Origin of the sequence: Neptunomonas antarctica, from assembly GCF_001305295.1 — a bacterium.
GTDB lineage: Bacteria > Pseudomonadota > Gammaproteobacteria > Pseudomonadales > Balneatricaceae > Neptunomonas > Neptunomonas antarctica.
This window is the reverse complement of record NZ_LJSI01000048.1, coordinates 1-15,407: the sequence shown is the minus strand read 5'-3', so window position 1 is coordinate 15,407 and position 15,407 is coordinate 1. Positions and strand designations below refer to the sequence as shown.

11 protein-coding genes, 1 tRNA gene and 1 pseudogene are annotated in these 15,407 nt (G+C 46.7%); all 13 read left to right on the top strand.

Translation table 11 applies throughout. The features are described from left to right. The first annotated feature begins 110 nt into the window (after positions 1–110). Positions 111–186 (top strand) — tRNA-Trp (locus tag Nant_RS12730). A gap of 58 nt (positions 187–244) precedes the next feature. Next, complete coding sequence (secE, locus tag Nant_RS12725) at positions 245–613, top strand: preprotein translocase subunit SecE (protein ID WP_076496046.1); 369 nt, start codon at positions 245–247, stop codon at positions 611–613. 10 nt (positions 614–623) lie between these two features. After that, positions 624–1,157: a transcription termination/antitermination protein NusG gene (nusG, locus tag Nant_RS12720; protein ID WP_054342045.1), complete on the top strand. Its 534-nt coding sequence runs from the start codon at positions 624–626 to the stop codon at positions 1,155–1,157. 101 nt (positions 1,158–1,258) lie between these two features. Further along, positions 1,259–1,693: a 50S ribosomal protein L11 gene (rplK, locus tag Nant_RS12715; RefSeq protein ID WP_054342044.1), complete on the top strand. Its 435-nt coding sequence runs from the start codon at positions 1,259–1,261 to the stop codon at positions 1,691–1,693. Further along, complete coding sequence (gene rplA, locus Nant_RS12710) at positions 1,693–2,382, top strand: 50S ribosomal protein L1 (RefSeq protein WP_054342043.1); 690 nt, start codon at positions 1,693–1,695, stop codon at positions 2,380–2,382. The genes rplK and rplA overlap by 1 nt, the downstream gene beginning before the upstream one ends. A 208-nt stretch (positions 2,383–2,590) precedes the next feature. Further along, positions 2,591–3,085, top strand: a complete 495-nt coding sequence (rplJ, locus tag Nant_RS12705; protein WP_054342042.1) for a 50S ribosomal protein L10 — start codon at positions 2,591–2,593, stop codon at positions 3,083–3,085. Between the two features lie 62 nt (positions 3,086–3,147). After that, positions 3,148–3,513, top strand: a complete 366-nt coding sequence (gene rplL / locus Nant_RS12700; protein WP_054342041.1) for a 50S ribosomal protein L7/L12 — start codon at positions 3,148–3,150, stop codon at positions 3,511–3,513. A gap of 174 nt (positions 3,514–3,687) precedes the next feature. Further along, positions 3,688–7,782, top strand: a complete 4,095-nt coding sequence (gene rpoB, locus Nant_RS12695) for a DNA-directed RNA polymerase subunit beta (RefSeq protein WP_054342040.1) — start codon at positions 3,688–3,690, stop codon at positions 7,780–7,782. A 66-nt stretch (positions 7,783–7,848) separates the two neighbouring features. Beyond that, entirely contained in the window at positions 7,849–12,069 is a 4,221-nt protein-coding gene (gene rpoC, locus Nant_RS12690; protein WP_054342039.1) for a DNA-directed RNA polymerase subunit beta', read from the top strand. Positions 12,070–12,195: 126 nt separating this feature from the next. Next, positions 12,196–12,570, top strand: a complete 375-nt coding sequence (gene rpsL / locus Nant_RS12685; protein WP_054342038.1) for a 30S ribosomal protein S12 — start codon at positions 12,196–12,198, stop codon at positions 12,568–12,570. 147 nt (positions 12,571–12,717) lie between these two features. Then, entirely contained in the window at positions 12,718–13,188 is a 471-nt protein-coding gene (gene rpsG, locus Nant_RS12680; RefSeq protein WP_054342037.1) for a 30S ribosomal protein S7, read from the top strand. Between the two features lie 19 nt (positions 13,189–13,207). After that, positions 13,208–15,301: an elongation factor G gene (gene fusA, locus Nant_RS12675; RefSeq protein ID WP_054342036.1), complete on the top strand. Its 2,094-nt coding sequence runs from the start codon at positions 13,208–13,210 to the stop codon at positions 15,299–15,301. Positions 15,302–15,331: 30 nt separating this feature from the next. Beyond that, a pseudogene (locus Nant_RS21325) lies at positions 15,332–15,407 on the top strand (GTP-binding protein); the annotation flags it as partial.

Sequence of the window (15,407 nt, the reverse complement as noted above, 5' to 3'; positions counted from 1 at the left end):
GGCGGCCGTACAGTCGGTGCTGGTGTTGTAGCTAAAATTATCGCTTAATTTGCGATAAAGTGTTGCCAAATAGCAGGGGCGTAATTATAATGTGCGTCCCTGTTTTCAACAGGCCAGTGGCTCAATTGGCAGAGCAGCGGTCTCCAAAACCGCAGGTTGTGGGTTCGAGTCCCTCCTGGCCTGCCATCTTCAGTCGAAGATGGCATCAAAGCGTAAGCTTTATTCGAAGCCGAGGCTAATAAGCGTGAAGTCAAAAATAGCATCTGAAGGATCTAAGTACGACATCTTTAAGTGGTTGATGGTTGTGTCGCTTGTTGCGGTAGGTGTCGTTGGTAACTCTATATATGCTGAGCAATCCCTGTTGTATCGAGTCATTGCCTTGTTGGTGTTGGGTTTGGTCGCTGGGTTTGTAGCGTTAAAAACAGAAAAAGGTAGTGCATTTTTTACTCTGTTTAAAGAGGCAAAAAATGAGATACGTAAGGTTGTTTGGCCTACGCGTCAAGAGACATTGCAGACAACAGCAATGGTTGTGGTTGTAGTGTTATTGATTGGTTTGCTTTTATGGGGCCTTGACTCATTTTTGGGTTGGACGGTTTCCAGTTTAATAGGTTAGGAGAAAGGGCATGGCTAAAAATTGGTATGTTGTTCATGCTCACTCTAACTACGAGAAGCGTGTTAAGACCTTGCTTGAAGAGCGTATTGCTCTTTCGGGTTTGGAAGATATGTTTGGCGAAATTCTTGTTCCGACCGAAGAGGTTGTTGAAATCAAGGATGGTAAGAAGCGTAAGTCTGAGCGTAAGTTTTATCCAGGGTATGTGTTAGTGCAAATGGATATGACTGATGAGACTTGGCATCTGGTTAAACATACAGCGCGTGTTCTGGGTTTCATTGGCGGAACAGCTGATAAGCCTGCACCAATTACTCAACGCGAAGCGGATGAGATTTTATCTAGGGTGCGTAGTGGAGCTGATAAGCCTAAGCCTAAAACAGTCTTTGAGCCGGGTGAAATGGTACGTGTTTCAGAAGGCCCGTTTGCTGACTTTAATGGTGTGGTTGAAGAGATTGATTATGAGAAAAACCGTATGAAAGTGGCGGTTCTTATTTTCGGTCGATCTACGCCGGTCGAGTTGGCATTTGGTCAGGTCGAAAAGGTCTGATATAAAAAACCGGAAAAACTCTGCCTTTTATAAGGCGGAGTTTTTGTGTCTATGTAAAACGGGAAGCCGCAAGGCGTTATACCCAAAGGAGATAGTTAAAGATGGCCAAGAAAATACAGGCTTATATTAAGCTGCAAATTAAGGCAGCTCAGGCAAATCCAAGTCCACCAGTAGGTCCTGCATTGGGTCAACACGGTGTGAACATCATGGAATTCTGTAAAGCATTCAATGCTGAAACACAGGGTCTTGAGCCAGGCTTGCCGACACCAGTTGTTATCACAGTGTATAGCGACCGTAGTTTCACTTTCATTACGAAAACGCCGCCAGCGGCAGTTTTGTTGTTGAAAGCAGCGGGTCTGAAAAGTGGATCGGGTCGTCCGAATACTGTGAAAGTCGGTACGGTGACGCAGGCTCAGTTGGAAGAGATCGCAACTATTAAAATGCCAGATCTGAATGCTGCTGATTTAGAGTCTGCCGTGCGTACTATCGCAGGTAGTGCTCGCAGCATGGGTCTTGTAGTAGAGGGGCAGGTATAATGGCTAAGGTAACTAAGCGTCAGAAAGCAATTCGTGAAGTAGTCACTGCAGGTAAAGTGTACTCAATCACTGAAGCCGTTGAAATGCTGGCTAAAGTGTCGACTGTTAAGTTTAAAGAGTCGATCGATGTTGCTGTAAATCTGGGTGTTGATCCACGTAAATCTGACCAGGTCGTGCGTGGTTCTACAGTATTGCCGCATGGTATTGGTAAAGAAGTGCGTGTTGCTGTTTTTGCTCAGGGCGAAAATGCTGTTAAAGCAAAAGAAGCAGGCGCTGATGTTGTAGGTTTTGAAGATCTTGCTGCTTCTATGAAAGCCGGTGATATTGACTACGGTGTTGTTATTGCTACGCCAGACGCTATGCGTGTTGTCGGTCAGTTGGGTCAGATTCTGGGTCCTCGTGGTTTGATGCCTAACCCTAAAGTTGGCACCGTGACTCCAGATGTTGTGACTGCTGTTAAAAATGCAAAAGCAGGTCAGGTTCGCTTCCGTACAGATAAAAACGGAATTATCCATGCAGGCGTGGGTAAAATTGAATTTGATGCTGTAGCAATCCAAGAAAACGTTGCTGCTCTTGTTGCTGAGCTTAAGAAACTTAAGCCGGCTTCATCTAAGGGTATCTACGTTAAGAAAGTTGTCCTGTCCTCTACTATGGGTCCAGGCATTTTGGTTGACCAGGCTTCTTTATAAGAGCTTAGATCAACCTCGAAGGTTTTTTGAGGGTCTTCGTGACCTGTTAGACAGAGACGAAGGCCGTCAAAGACCGCAGGTGATGCGTCTTTGGAGGCATCTTAATGGGTTGCCAGCCTGCGCAGACGGTGAATACCACCGTGCTCGCAACTCTACTTAGGTAGATTGATGGTAAACAGTCGTAAGACTATTAATCCAGGAGTTAATTGTGGCATTAGGACTAGAAGATAAAAAAGCGATCGTCGCTGAAGTCCAGGAAGCTGCTCAAAACGCACTCTCTGCAGTAGTGGCAGATGCTCGCGGTGTTACCGTTGGGGCTATGACTACTCTGCGCAAAGAAGCGCGTGAAAACGGCGTCTGGTTACGTGTAGTGCGTAATACTTTAGCGCGTCGTGCAGTTGCTGGAACAGCGTATGAATGTCTGTCTGATTCTTTCACTGGCCCAAGCATTATCGCTTTTTCAAATGAGCACCCAGGTGCTGGTGCGCGTATTCTGAAAGAATTCGCTAAGAAGAACGATAAGCTGGAGCTTAAATTAGCAGCTTTTGAAGGTGCAGTTGTAGATGTTGCTTTGTTGGCAAGCTTGCCAACATACAACGAAGCACTTGCGATGCTGATGAGTTGCATGAAAGAAGCATCTGCAGGCAAGTTGGTACGTGTTATCGACGCTGTTCGCGATCAGAAAGAGCAAGAAGCAGCATAGTTTTATTGCTGTTTTTTAATAGTTTAAACGAGCTTCGGCTCCACATATTTTAGGAAAAAGTCATGTCTCTGACTAAAGAAGATATCATTAACGCTATCGCTGAAATGTCTGTAATGGATGTTGTTGAATTGGTTTCAGCAATGGAAGAAAAATTTGGCGTATCTGCTGCTGCTGCTGTTGCTGCTGGTCCAGCTGCTGCTGAAGCTGCAGTTGAGCAAACTGAATTTGATGTTATCCTTACTTCTGCTGGTGAGAAGAAAGTTAACGTTATCAAAGCAGTTCGTGCAGCAACAGGTCTTGGCCTGAAAGAAGCTAAAGGTCTGGTTGACGGTGCTCCGGCTGCTGTTAAAGAAGGCATTAGCAAAGACGACGCTGAAGAGCTTATGAAAGTGTTGCAAGAAGCTGGCGCTTCTGTTGAGCTTAAGTAATCTGACTTATGCTTTACAAGCAGCCTGAGACTGCTTGAAACACCTATGGCTGGTGGCAAATTGCCGCCGGCCTTTTTCCGTTATTTGTAGACAGCAAATAAATAACGGCTGCGCGGGCCAGGAATTCTCGTTCTGGGCTGCTTCTCAACTTGGTGCACATGCTGGGGAACACTGATGGCTTATTCGTATACTGAAAAGAAACGCATCCGCAAAGATTTCAGCAAATTGCTGCAAGTCATGGATGTACCTTACCTGCTGGCGATCCAGCTCGACTCTTATCGTAAATTCCTGCAGGAAGATGCGGATGCAGGAGATCGTAAAGAGGAAGGTCTACACGCGGCATTTAAATCCGTATTTCCTATTGTCTCCTATTCGGGCAATGCTGCATTGGAATATGTTGGCTATCGCCTGGGTGAGCCAGTTTTCGACGTCAAGGAATGTCAACAGCGTGGCATAACATACGCTGCCCCACTGCGTGTTAAAGTGCGGTTGGTGATTTATGATCGCGAATCATCTAATAAAGCAGTGAAAGATATCCGGGAACAAGAAGTCTACATGGGCGAAATGCCTTTGATGACTGACAATGGTACGTTTGTGGTCAATGGTACTGAGCGTGTTATCGTTTCTCAGCTCCATCGCTCACCAGGTGTGTTCTTTGATCACGACAAAGGTAAAACACATTCGTCTGGTAAGTTGCTCTATTCCGCACGTATTATTCCATACCGTGGTTCTTGGTTGGATTTCGAATTCGATCCTAAAGATGCACTGTTTGTGCGTATTGACCGTCGTCGTAAGTTGCCGGCTACTGTCTTGTTGCGTGCGCTGGGTTATGAAACACATGAGATTCTTGATATTTTCTTTGAGAATACATCATGGGTTCTGTCCGCAGAGCATGTGAAAATGGGACTTGTTCCGGATCGCCTACGTGGCGAAACCATGTCGTTTGAAATTAAAAACGAGAAGGGTGATGTGATTGTCGAAGCGGGTCGTCGTATCACGCCGCGTCACATCCTGAAAATGGCTGATATGTCCCAGCTAGAAGTGCCGCTTGAATACCTGATGGGTAAGTCAGTTGCGAAAGATGTTGTGGATCCTGCAACCGGTGAATTGATCTGTCCATGTAATACGCTAGTAACGGACGATCTGGTAGCGACACTGCTGGCTGCCAATATCACTGAAATCGAGACTCTCTATACCAATGAGCTTGATTGTGGTCCATTTATCTCCGATACATTGCGCAACGATCCAACCCGTAGCCAGCTGGAAGCATTGGTAGAAATCTACCGTATGATGCGTCCTGGTGAGCCACCAACTAAAGAGTCCGCAGAAACATTGTTCGGTAACTTGTTCTTCGCTGAAGAGCGTTATGACATGTCAGCTGTAGGGCGTATGAAGTTCAACCGTCGTCTTGGTCGACAGGCTGAAACCGGTTCGGCTGTTCTGGATAAAGAAGATATCCTGGATGTCATGAAAACCCTGATTGATATTCGCAATGGTAAAGGCATTGTTGATGATATCGATCACTTGGGTAACCGTCGTATTCGTTCTGTTGGTGAAATGGCTGAAAACCAATTCCGTGTTGGTTTGGTACGTGTTGAGCGTGCAGTACGCGATCGTCTGAGCATGGCTGAAGCCGATAACCTGATGCCTCAGGATTTGATTAACGCTAAACCTGTTGCTGCTGCGGTTAAAGAGTTCTTTGGTTCATCTCAGCTGTCTCAGTTTATGGATCAGAACAACCCGTTGTCGGAAGTCACGCACAAACGTCGTATTTCGGCGCTTGGCCCAGGTGGTTTGACGCGTGAACGTGCTGGTTTTGAGGTGCGAGATGTACATCCGACACATTATGGTCGTGTATGTCCTATCGAGACACCTGAAGGGCCGAACATCGGTCTGATTAACTCGTTGGCTACATTTGCACGTACCAATGATTATGGTTTTCTGGAAACTCCTTACCGTAAGGTAGTTGACGGTGTTGTTACAGACGATATCGCATACTTGTCGGCCATTGAAGAAAACAACTATGTTATCGCCCAGGCATCCGCTTTGATGGATGCTGAGCGTCGTTTAACAGATGAATTGGTTGCTGTTCGGTATCAGAACGAATTTACCGTAATGGGGCCAGAACGTGTTGATTTCATGGATGTATCGCCGCGTCAGGTAGTTTCTATCGCCGCAGCCTTGATCCCGTTCCTAGAACACGATGATGCCAACCGTGCATTGATGGGCTCGAACATGCAGCGTCAGGCTGTACCCACTTTACGTGCTGATAAGCCGTTGGTAGGTACAGGCATGGAGCGTTATGTTGCACGTGACTCCGGTGTTTGTGTTACTGCTGGTCGTGGTGGTGTCATCGAATCGGTTGATGCTGCACGTATCGTAGTGCGTGTTAACGATGCTGAAGTGACCGCGGGTGATGCAGGTGTAGATATTTACAGCCTGACAAAATATACCCGTTCTAACCAGAACACATGTATTAACCAGCGTTCTATTGTTCGTCAAGGCGACTCTGTTGCGCGTGGCGATATTATGGCGGACGGTCCTTCGGTTGATATGGGTGAGTTGGCGCTTGGTCAGAACATGCGCATCGCATTTATGCCCTGGAATGGTTACAACTTTGAAGATTCCATCCTGATTTCTGAGCGCGTAGTAGAAGAAGATCGTTTTACTACTATCCACATTCAGGAATTAACGTGCGTAGCACGTGACACCAAGCTTGGATCTGAAGAGATTACTTCAGACATTCCGAATGTCGGTGAATCTGCGCTGGCTAAGCTGGATGAGTCGGGTATCGTGCATATCGGTGCTGAAGTAGGTCCTGGTGATATTCTTGTCGGTAAGGTGACGCCAAAAGGTGAGACACAGCTTACTCCTGAAGAAAAATTGCTACGTGCAATCTTTGGTGAGAAGGCATCTGACGTTAAAGATACGTCGTTGCGTGTGAAAGGTGGTACAACCGGTAAAGTTATCGATGTACAGGTCTTCACTCGTGATGGTGTGACGAAAGACGAGCGTGCTCTGGCTATCGAAAAATCCGAGATGGATGCTATTCGCAAAGATCTTAACGATGAATATCGCATTGTTGAGCAGGCCACATTTGAGCGTTTAGCGCAGGTGTTGGTGGGTAAAAAAGCGGACGGCGGTGCGGGTCTGGCAAAAGCTGAAGTTATTACTGATGAATTCCTTGCTGGTTTGAAAAAAGACGAATGGTTTAAAATTCGACTTTCTGATGAAGCGGTATCTGCGCAGTTAGAGCAAGCCAAAGTGCAGTTGGATGAACGTCGCGAAGAGCTCGACAAAAAATTCGAAAATAAAAAGAACAAACTTCAGGCGGGTGATGATTTAGCGCCGGGCGTCTTGAAGATTGTTAAGGTGTACGTGGCAACCAAACGTCGTGTACAGCCAGGCGATAAAATGGCGGGTCGCCATGGTAACAAAGGTGTTATCTCGGTCATCATGCCAGTGGAAGATATGCCTTACGATGAGAACGGTGAGCCGATTGATATCGTACTGAATCCATTGGGTGTGCCTTCGCGTATGAACGTAGGGCAGGTTCTTGAGACGCATATGGGTGCGGCAGCCAAAGGTTTGGGTCGTCGAATTAACGAGATGTTAGTTGCTGAGCGTGAAAAGGCAGAAGCAGTTAAAGAGATCCGTGAATTCCTGCATCGTATCTATAACAGTGAGTTGGATGGTTGGAAGAACTCGCGCCATGAAGATCTGGATAGCTTCTCTGATGAAGAAATCCTTGATTTGGCGCGCAACCTACGTGGTGGTGTGCCATTGGCTACGCCTGCATTTGATGGTGCTAAAGAAGCTGAAGTTAAAGAATTGCTGCGCATGGCTGGGATGAGTGACACCGGCCAGGTTTCTTTGTATGACGGCCGCTCGGGCGATAAGTTTGAGCGTCAAGTGACTGTTGGTTACATGTACATGCTGAAACTTAACCATTTGGTTGATGATAAAATGCATGCACGTTCTACGGGTTCTTACAGTCTTGTTACTCAGCAGCCGTTGGGTGGTAAAGCACAGTTCGGTGGTCAGCGCTTCGGTGAGATGGAAGTGTGGGCGCTCGAGGCTTATGGTGCTGCATATACTCTGCAAGAGATGTTGACTGTTAAATCGGATGACGTGAATGGCCGTACGAAGATGTATAAAAACATCGTCGACGGAAACCACAAAATGGAGCCAGGAATGCCTGAGTCGTTCAACGTATTGATCAAAGAGATTCGTTCTCTGGGTATCGATATTTCGCTTGAAAACGACTAGGTATAGCCGAATCACCCGGGTAGATGCGCTGTGTCTGCCCAATAACTCCGCGAGGAGCTGCTGACAATGAAAGATCTGCTGAATCTGCTGAAATCACAAAGCCAGGCTGACGAGTTTGACTCGATCAAGATCTCGCTAGCCTCACCGGAAATGATCCGATCGTGGTCTTTTGGTGAAGTAAAAAAACCGGAAACGATTAACTATCGTACTTTTAAGCCAGAACGTGATGGTTTGTTCTGTGCGAAGATTTTTGGCCCGGTTAAAGATTATGAGTGCTTGTGTGGTAAGTACAAGCGCATGAAACACCGTGGTGTTATCTGTGAGAAGTGCGGTGTTGAAGTAACGCTAACTAAAGTGCGACGTGACCGTATGGGTCATATCGACCTGGCGAGCCCTGTTGCTCATATTTGGTTCCTTAAGTCATTGCCTTCCCGTATTGGTTTGATGCTGGATATCACGCTGCGTGACATCGAACGGATTCTGTATTTTGAATCATTCGTTGTTGTTGAGCCTGGTATGACGACGCTTGAGCGCGGCCAGTTGATGAATGACGAACAGTACTTTGAAGCACTGGAAGAATTTGGCGACGAATTTGATGCCCGTATGGGTGCTGAAGCTGTTCAGATGTTGATGGCTTCTATTGATCTTAAAGAAGAAATTCAGATGTTGCGTGAAGAGATTCCGCAGACTAACTCTGAAACTAAGATCAAGAAACTGTCTAAGCGTCTTAAGCTGTGCGAATCCTTCTACAAGTCTGGCAACAAGCCGGAATGGATGGTGCTGACGATACTGCCTGTCTTGCCACCAGACCTGCGTCCGTTGGTGCCTCTGGATGGCGGACGTTTCGCGACGTCTGATCTGAATGATCTGTACCGTCGTGTTATTAACCGTAACAACCGTCTAAAGCGCCTGTTAGATCTGAATGCTCCTGATATCATCGTACGTAACGAAAAGCGTATGTTGCAAGAATCAGTCGATGCGTTGCTGGATAATGGTCGTCGCGGTCGTGCTATTACCGGTTCTAACAAACGTCCCCTAAAATCTTTGGCTGATATGATCAAAGGTAAGCAGGGTCGTTTCCGTCAGAACCTGCTAGGTAAGCGCGTAGATTACTCGGGTCGTTCGGTTATCGTGGTAGGTCCTTACCTGCGCTTACATCAGTGTGGTCTTCCTAAGAAGATGGCATTGGAATTATTTAAACCGTTTATCTTCTCTAAGCTTGAATTGCGTGGTTATGCGACGACAATTAAAGCTGCTAAGAAAATGGTTGAGCGTGAAGAGCCGTTGGTATGGGATATTCTGGATGAAGTTATCCGCGAACATCCAATTCTGCTTAACCGTGCACCCACGCTTCACCGTCTAGGTATTCAGGCATTTGAGCCTGTACTTATCGAAGGTAAAGCGATTCAGTTGCACCCATTAGTCTGTGCGGCTTACAACGCCGACTTTGATGGTGATCAGATGGCGGTCCACGTACCGCTGACAATCGAAGCACAACTAGAAGCACGTGCCTTGATGATGTCTACCAACAACATCCTGTCGCCAGCCAACGGTGAGCCAATCATCGTGCCGTCACAGGACGTTGTACTGGGTCTGTACTTCATGACGCGTGGCCGTATCAACGCTAAAGGCGAAGGTATGGTGTTTGCGAATATTGAAGAGATTGAACGTGCTTACGGGGCTAAACAGCTTGATCTTCAGGCGTACATTAAAGTCCGTATCAGCGAAGTTATCCGTGATATCGAAGGCAATGTAACCGAGCTTACGGAAATTAAGGAAACAACGGCCGGTCGTGCCATGTTGTTCTCTATTGTCCCTGATGGCCTGCCGTTTGAGCTTGTTAACCAGGCGATGAAGAAAAAAGCGATCTCTCGTTTACTGAATGAGGCTTATCGTCGTTGTGGTCTGAAAGATACCGTTATTTTTGCTGACCAGTTGATGTATACAGGTTTCCGTCAAGCGACGGTATCCGGATCATCGATCGGTATTAACGATTTCGTTATCCCTGATGAAAAAGCCACTATTGTTGGTGAAGCTGACGCAGAAGTGAAAGAAATTGAACGTCAGTTCGCTGATGGTTTGGTTACTCAGGGTGAGAAATACAACAAGGTTATTGATATCTGGTCGCGTGCTAACGATTTGTTGGCTAAGCGTATGATGGAAAACCTGAAAATTGAAAAAGCGATTGATCGTCACGGTAACGAAGTCGATCAAGAGTCATTCAACTCAGTTTATATGATGGCTGACTCGGGTGCCCGAGGTAGTGCTGCACAGATTCGTCAGTTGGCGGGTATGCGTGGTTTGATGGCTAAACCCGATGGTTCTATCATCGAAACCCCTATCGTTGCCAACTTCCGTGAAGGTTTGAGTGTACTTCAGTACTTCATCTCTACTCACGGGGCGCGTAAAGGTTTGGCTGATACGGCACTGAAAACGGCTAACTCCGGTTATCTGACGCGTCGTTTGGTTGACGTGGCGCAGGATCTTGTTATCACAGAAAAAGATTGTGGTACTGAGAATGGCTTGATTATCCAGCCTATGATTGAAGGTGGCGATGTTGTTGTTACCTTGGGTCATCGTATCCTGGGTCGTGTTATTGCGCGCGATGTACTTGATCCAGCCGGTGTCGATGTATTGATTCCTGCCGGGACATTAATCGATGAAGCCTGGGTTCATTATTTAGAAAATGATGAAGCGTTCTCTTCTATTGATGAAGTGATAGTGCGTTCAGCGATTACCTGTGATACCCGTTTCGGTATTTGTGCGGCGTGTTACGGTCGTGATCTGGGTCGTGGTCATGGTGTTAACGAAGGTGAGGCGGTCGGTGTTATCGCCGCTCAGTCTATCGGTGAACCTGGTACACAGCTGACAATGCGTACCTTCCACATCGGTGGTGCGGCATCCAGAGCAGCAGCGGTTGATAGCGTACAGGTTAAGAAAGGCGGCGAAATTCGTCTGCATAATCTTAAGTATGTTGAATCACCTGCAGGTCACTTGGTAGCTGCTTCCCGTTCCGGTGAGTTGGGTGTGACAGATGAGCATGGTCGTGAGCGTGAGCGTTATAAGCTGCCTTACGGCGCGATTATCAAGGTTAAGGATGGTGCACAGGTTAATCCTGGCGATATCGTCGCTAACTGGGATCCGCATACACACCCAATTATTACAGAAGTGGGCGGTACAGTTATCTTCGTCGGTATGGAAGATGGTATTACCGTTAAGCAGACGACTGATGATCTGACAGGTCTATCGACTACCGAAATATTGGACGGTAAAGATCGTCCGACGGCTGGTAAAGATATTCGTCCAATGATCAAATTAGTAGATGACAAGGGTGTGGATATTTGTCACCCGGGTACTGATCAACCAGTACAATACTTGTTGCCTGCTAAAGCCATCATTAATATGGCGGATGGAGCCAATGTTTCTGTGGGTGAAGCGCTTGCGCGTATTCCGCAGGAAGGTTCGGTTAACAAAGATATTACCGGTGGTCTGCCGCGTGTTGCCGACTTGTTTGAGGCGCGTAAGCCGAAAGAGTCGTCAATCCTGGCCGAAATCTCGGGTATCATTTCATTCGGTAAAGAAACCAAAGGCAAAAAACGTCTGGTTATCTCTCCAAATGATGCTGAACCCTATGAATTGATGATTCAGAAGTGGCGTAACCTGAACGTATTCGAAGGTGAGTATGTTGAAAAGGGTGAGGTTATTTCCGATGGTCCAACCAATCCGCATGATATCTTGCGTATCTTGGGCGTAGAAGCGCTGGCTGAATTTGTTGTTAATGAAATTCAGGATGTCTATCGTCTCCAGGGTGTAGGTATTAACGATAAGCATGTTGAAGTTATCTGTCGTCAGATGTTACGTAAAGTAGAAATTATTACTTCAGGTGACGGTACCTTTATTCCTGGCGAGCAGGTTGAGTATGCAGCGGTTGTTGCTGAAAATGCAGAGCTTGAAGCAGCCGATAAGATTCCGGCTAAGTTTGAGCGAGTTCTGTTGGGTGTTACCAAAGCGTCTCTGGCAACAGAGTCCTTCATCTCTGCAGCATCGTTCCAGGAAACTACCCGCGTACTGACCGAAGGTGCAGTCAAAGGTAAGCAAGATTTCCTACGCGGCTTGAAAGAAAACGTTGTGGTAGGTCGTCTGATCCCTGCGGGAACAGGTTTGGCTTATCATAGCGAACGCAAACGCAAACGTGCGATTGCGCAAGGAACTGAGACAGTCAGTGCAGAAGAAGTGCAAGAAGCACTGGCAGCTGCGCTGAATGCCTCTCTGTCAAATTCTGATTAATTATTAATCAGTGATTGACTTTAAGGGTCGGAATTGATTAAAATTCTGGCCCCTTAGTGACCGGATTGAATACAATCCGGTTTTTTGGTGCTCTTAATTAAACGTGAAAACGTGGAGTTTGCTTTAATGGCAACAATTAACCAGTTGGTTCGCAAACCACGTAAGCGCAAAGTACAAAAAAGTGACGTACCGGCTCTGCAGGCTTGTCCTCAGCGTCGTGGCGTATGTACACGTGTTTACACTACAACTCCGAAGAAGCCAAACTCGGCCCTTCGTAAAGTTTGCCGTGTTCGTTTAACAAACGGCTTCGAAGTGACTTCCTACATTGGTGGTGAAGGTCATAACCTGCAAGAACACAGTGTTGTTTTGATCCGTGGCGGTCGTGTAAAAGATTTGCCAGGTGTTCGTTACCATACTGTTCGTGGCGCATTGGATTGTTCAGGCGTTAGCGATCGTAAACAGGCTCGTTCGAAGTACGGTACTAAACGTCCTAAGTCTTAATCACCGTTTAACGGTGACGTTGAAGGAAGTACAGCGTCTGGTAACAGATCAAATACTGAATTTGGCGAGACCGGACCCGGTAAGAGTAAGGTCAGGTAGATTTCTATCTGAATTTCCTGAAGACCTTTAATAATATGAGGGCTTATCATGCCTAGAAGACGCGTCGCTGCGAAGCGCGATATACTGCCGGATCCTAAATTCGGTAACATTACATTGGCAAAATTTATTAACCACGTAATGGTTAGCGGTAAAAAATCTGTTGCAGAACGTATTGTTTACGGTGCAATGGATAAAATCCAGGAGCGTTCAAATAACGATCCTCTGGATATGTTTGTTAAAGCGTTAGATGCTATCCAGCCAGCGGTTGAAGTTAAATCCCGTCGTGTTGGTGGTGCTACCTATCAGGTTCCATGTGAAGTGCGTCCTTCTCGCCGTATGGCGCTGTCAATGCGTTGGTTGGTAGATGCTTCGCGTAAGCGTGGCGAAAAATCCATGGCGCTGCGTCTAGCTGGCGAAGTGATGGATGCTGCAGACGGTCGTGGTGCTGCTGTTAAGAAACGTGAAGATGTGCATCGTATGGCTGAAGCTAACAAAGCTTTTGCTCACTATCGCTTCTAAATCTCCAGAGGAATGAGTCGTGGCTCGTAAAACTCCTATTGCTCGTTACCGTAACATTGGTATCGTTGCACACGTAGATGCCGGTAAAACGACTACGACAGAGCGCGTGCTTTTCTATACAGGTCTGTCTCATAAAATTGGTGAGGTGCATGATGGCGCCGCGACAATGGATTGGATGGAGCAGGAGCAGGAACGTGGTATAACTATCACTTCTGCCGCGACTACCTGTTTCTGGCAAGGTATGAGCAAGCAGTTTGAAAACCACCGTATCAATATCATTGATACACCGGGCCACGTTGACTTCACAATCGAAGTTGAGCGTTCTTTGCGTGTGCTTGATGGTGCGGTTGTTGTGTTATGTGCCTCTTCAGGTGTGCAGCCGCAGACTGAAACAGTATGGCGTCAGGCTAATAAATACCATGTTCCTCGTATGGTTTTTGTTAACAAGATGGACCGTGCTGGTGCTGACTTCTATATGGTTATTGATCAGCTGAAAGCTCGCTTGGGTGCTAAAGCTGTCCCAATCAATTTCCCTATCGGCGCTGAAGATGAGTTCAAAGGCGTTGTTGATCTGATTCGCATGAAAGCGATCATGTGGAATGAAGAAGATCAGGGGATGACGTATGAGTTGGAAGATATTCCTGCTGATCTGCAGGATAAAGCCGACGAGCTACGTGAACAGATGGTTGAGGCAGCTGCTGAAGCTACTGACGAGTTGATGGAAAAGTACCTTGAAGAAGGTGACTTAACTAATGACGAAATCAAGGCTGGTTTGCGCGCGCGTACGTTAGATAACGACCTTGTTCTAATGCTTTGTGGTTCTGCCTTTAAGAACAAAGGCGTTCAGGCAATGTTGGACGCTGTTGTTGAATACATGCCTTCTCCTGTCGAAGTTAAAGCGATTGAAGGTACGCTGGACGATAAGGACGAAACTGTTGCTCAGCGTCATGCTGATGACAAAGAACCCTTTGCTGCGCTTGCTTTTAAAATTGCGACAGACCCATTTGTGGGTACGTTGACATTTGTGCGTGTGTATTCAGGTGTTCTGGCTTCCGGCGATAGCGTCTTTAACTCTGTTAAGAGTAAAAAAGAACGTGTTGGTCGTATGGTGCAGATGCATGCAAATAACCGTGAAGAGATCAAAGAAGTTCGCGCGGGTGATATTGCTGCATTGATCGGTATGAAAGATGTTACTACAGGTGACACACTATGTGATCCTACCAATAGAATCGTATTGGAGCGCATGGAGTTTCCAGAGCCGGTAATTTCTGTTGCTGTTGAGCCTAAGACTAAAGCTGATCAGGAGAAGATGGGTGTTGCTTTGGGTAAACTGGCCCAAGAAGATCCGTCTTTCCGTGTAGAAACTGATGAAGAGTCTGGCCAGACAATTATCTCGGGTATGGGTGAATTGCACCTGGATATCCTTGTTGATCGTATGCGTCGTGAATTTGGCGTTGAAGCTAACATTGGTAAGCCGCAGGTTGCTTATCGTGAGAAGATTCGTAAGTCTGTCGATGCTAACCACAAGTTTGCGCGTCAATCAGGTGGTCGCGGTCAGTATGGTCACGTTGTGATTGAGTTCAGTCCGTCTGATGAAGAAGGTCTGGAGTTTCTCAGCGAGGTGGTAGGTGGAGCTATTCCTAAGGAGTACATCGGAGCTATCGAGAAGGGTATTGCTGAACAGATGAAAAACGGCGTTATCGCTGGTTATCCTCTGATTGGTCTTAAAGCCCGTCTCTATGATGGTTCATACCATGATGTTGACTCAAATGAGATGGCGTTTAAAATTGCGGCATCTCAGGCATTGAAGAAATATGCCATGCAAGCAGATCCGTGTCTTCTGGAGCCTATGATGAAAGTCGAAGTGGTTACTCCGGAAGATTACATGGGCGACGTTATGGGTGATCTTAACCGTCGCCGCGGTCTGGTTCAGGGTATGGAAGACACTCCATCTGGCAAAGTGATTAATGCACAGGTTCCGTTGGGTGAAATGTTCGGATATGCAACTGATCTGCGTTCCGCAACTCAAGGGCGTGCAACTTACTCTATGGAGTTTGAGTGTTACGCTGAAGCTCCTAAGAATGTCGCCGAAGCGGTGATGAGGGCTTATTAGCCTTCGCCATAATCTAAGAGGTATTTTATCGTGGCAAAAAAAGCATTTGAACGAAATCTGCCGCACGTCAACGTAGGCACAATTGGCCACGTTGACCATGGCAAAA

Coding starts and splice junctions, on each gene's coding strand:
- nusG (WP_054342045.1), top strand. CDS start 624: ATGGCTAAAAATTGGTATGTTGTTCATGCTCACTCTAACTACGAGAAG.
- rplK (WP_054342044.1), top strand. CDS start 1,259: ATGGCCAAGAAAATACAGGCTTATATTAAGCTGCAAATTAAGGCAGCT.
- rplA (WP_054342043.1), top strand. CDS start 1,693: ATGGCTAAGGTAACTAAGCGTCAGAAAGCAATTCGTGAAGTAGTCACT.
- rplL (WP_054342041.1), top strand. CDS start 3,148: ATGTCTCTGACTAAAGAAGATATCATTAACGCTATCGCTGAAATGTCT.
- rpoB (WP_054342040.1), top strand. CDS start 3,688: ATGGCTTATTCGTATACTGAAAAGAAACGCATCCGCAAAGATTTCAGC.
- rpoC (WP_054342039.1), top strand. CDS start 7,849: ATGAAAGATCTGCTGAATCTGCTGAAATCACAAAGCCAGGCTGACGAG.
- rpsL (WP_054342038.1), top strand. CDS start 12,196: ATGGCAACAATTAACCAGTTGGTTCGCAAACCACGTAAGCGCAAAGTA.
- rpsG (WP_054342037.1), top strand. CDS start 12,718: ATGCCTAGAAGACGCGTCGCTGCGAAGCGCGATATACTGCCGGATCCT.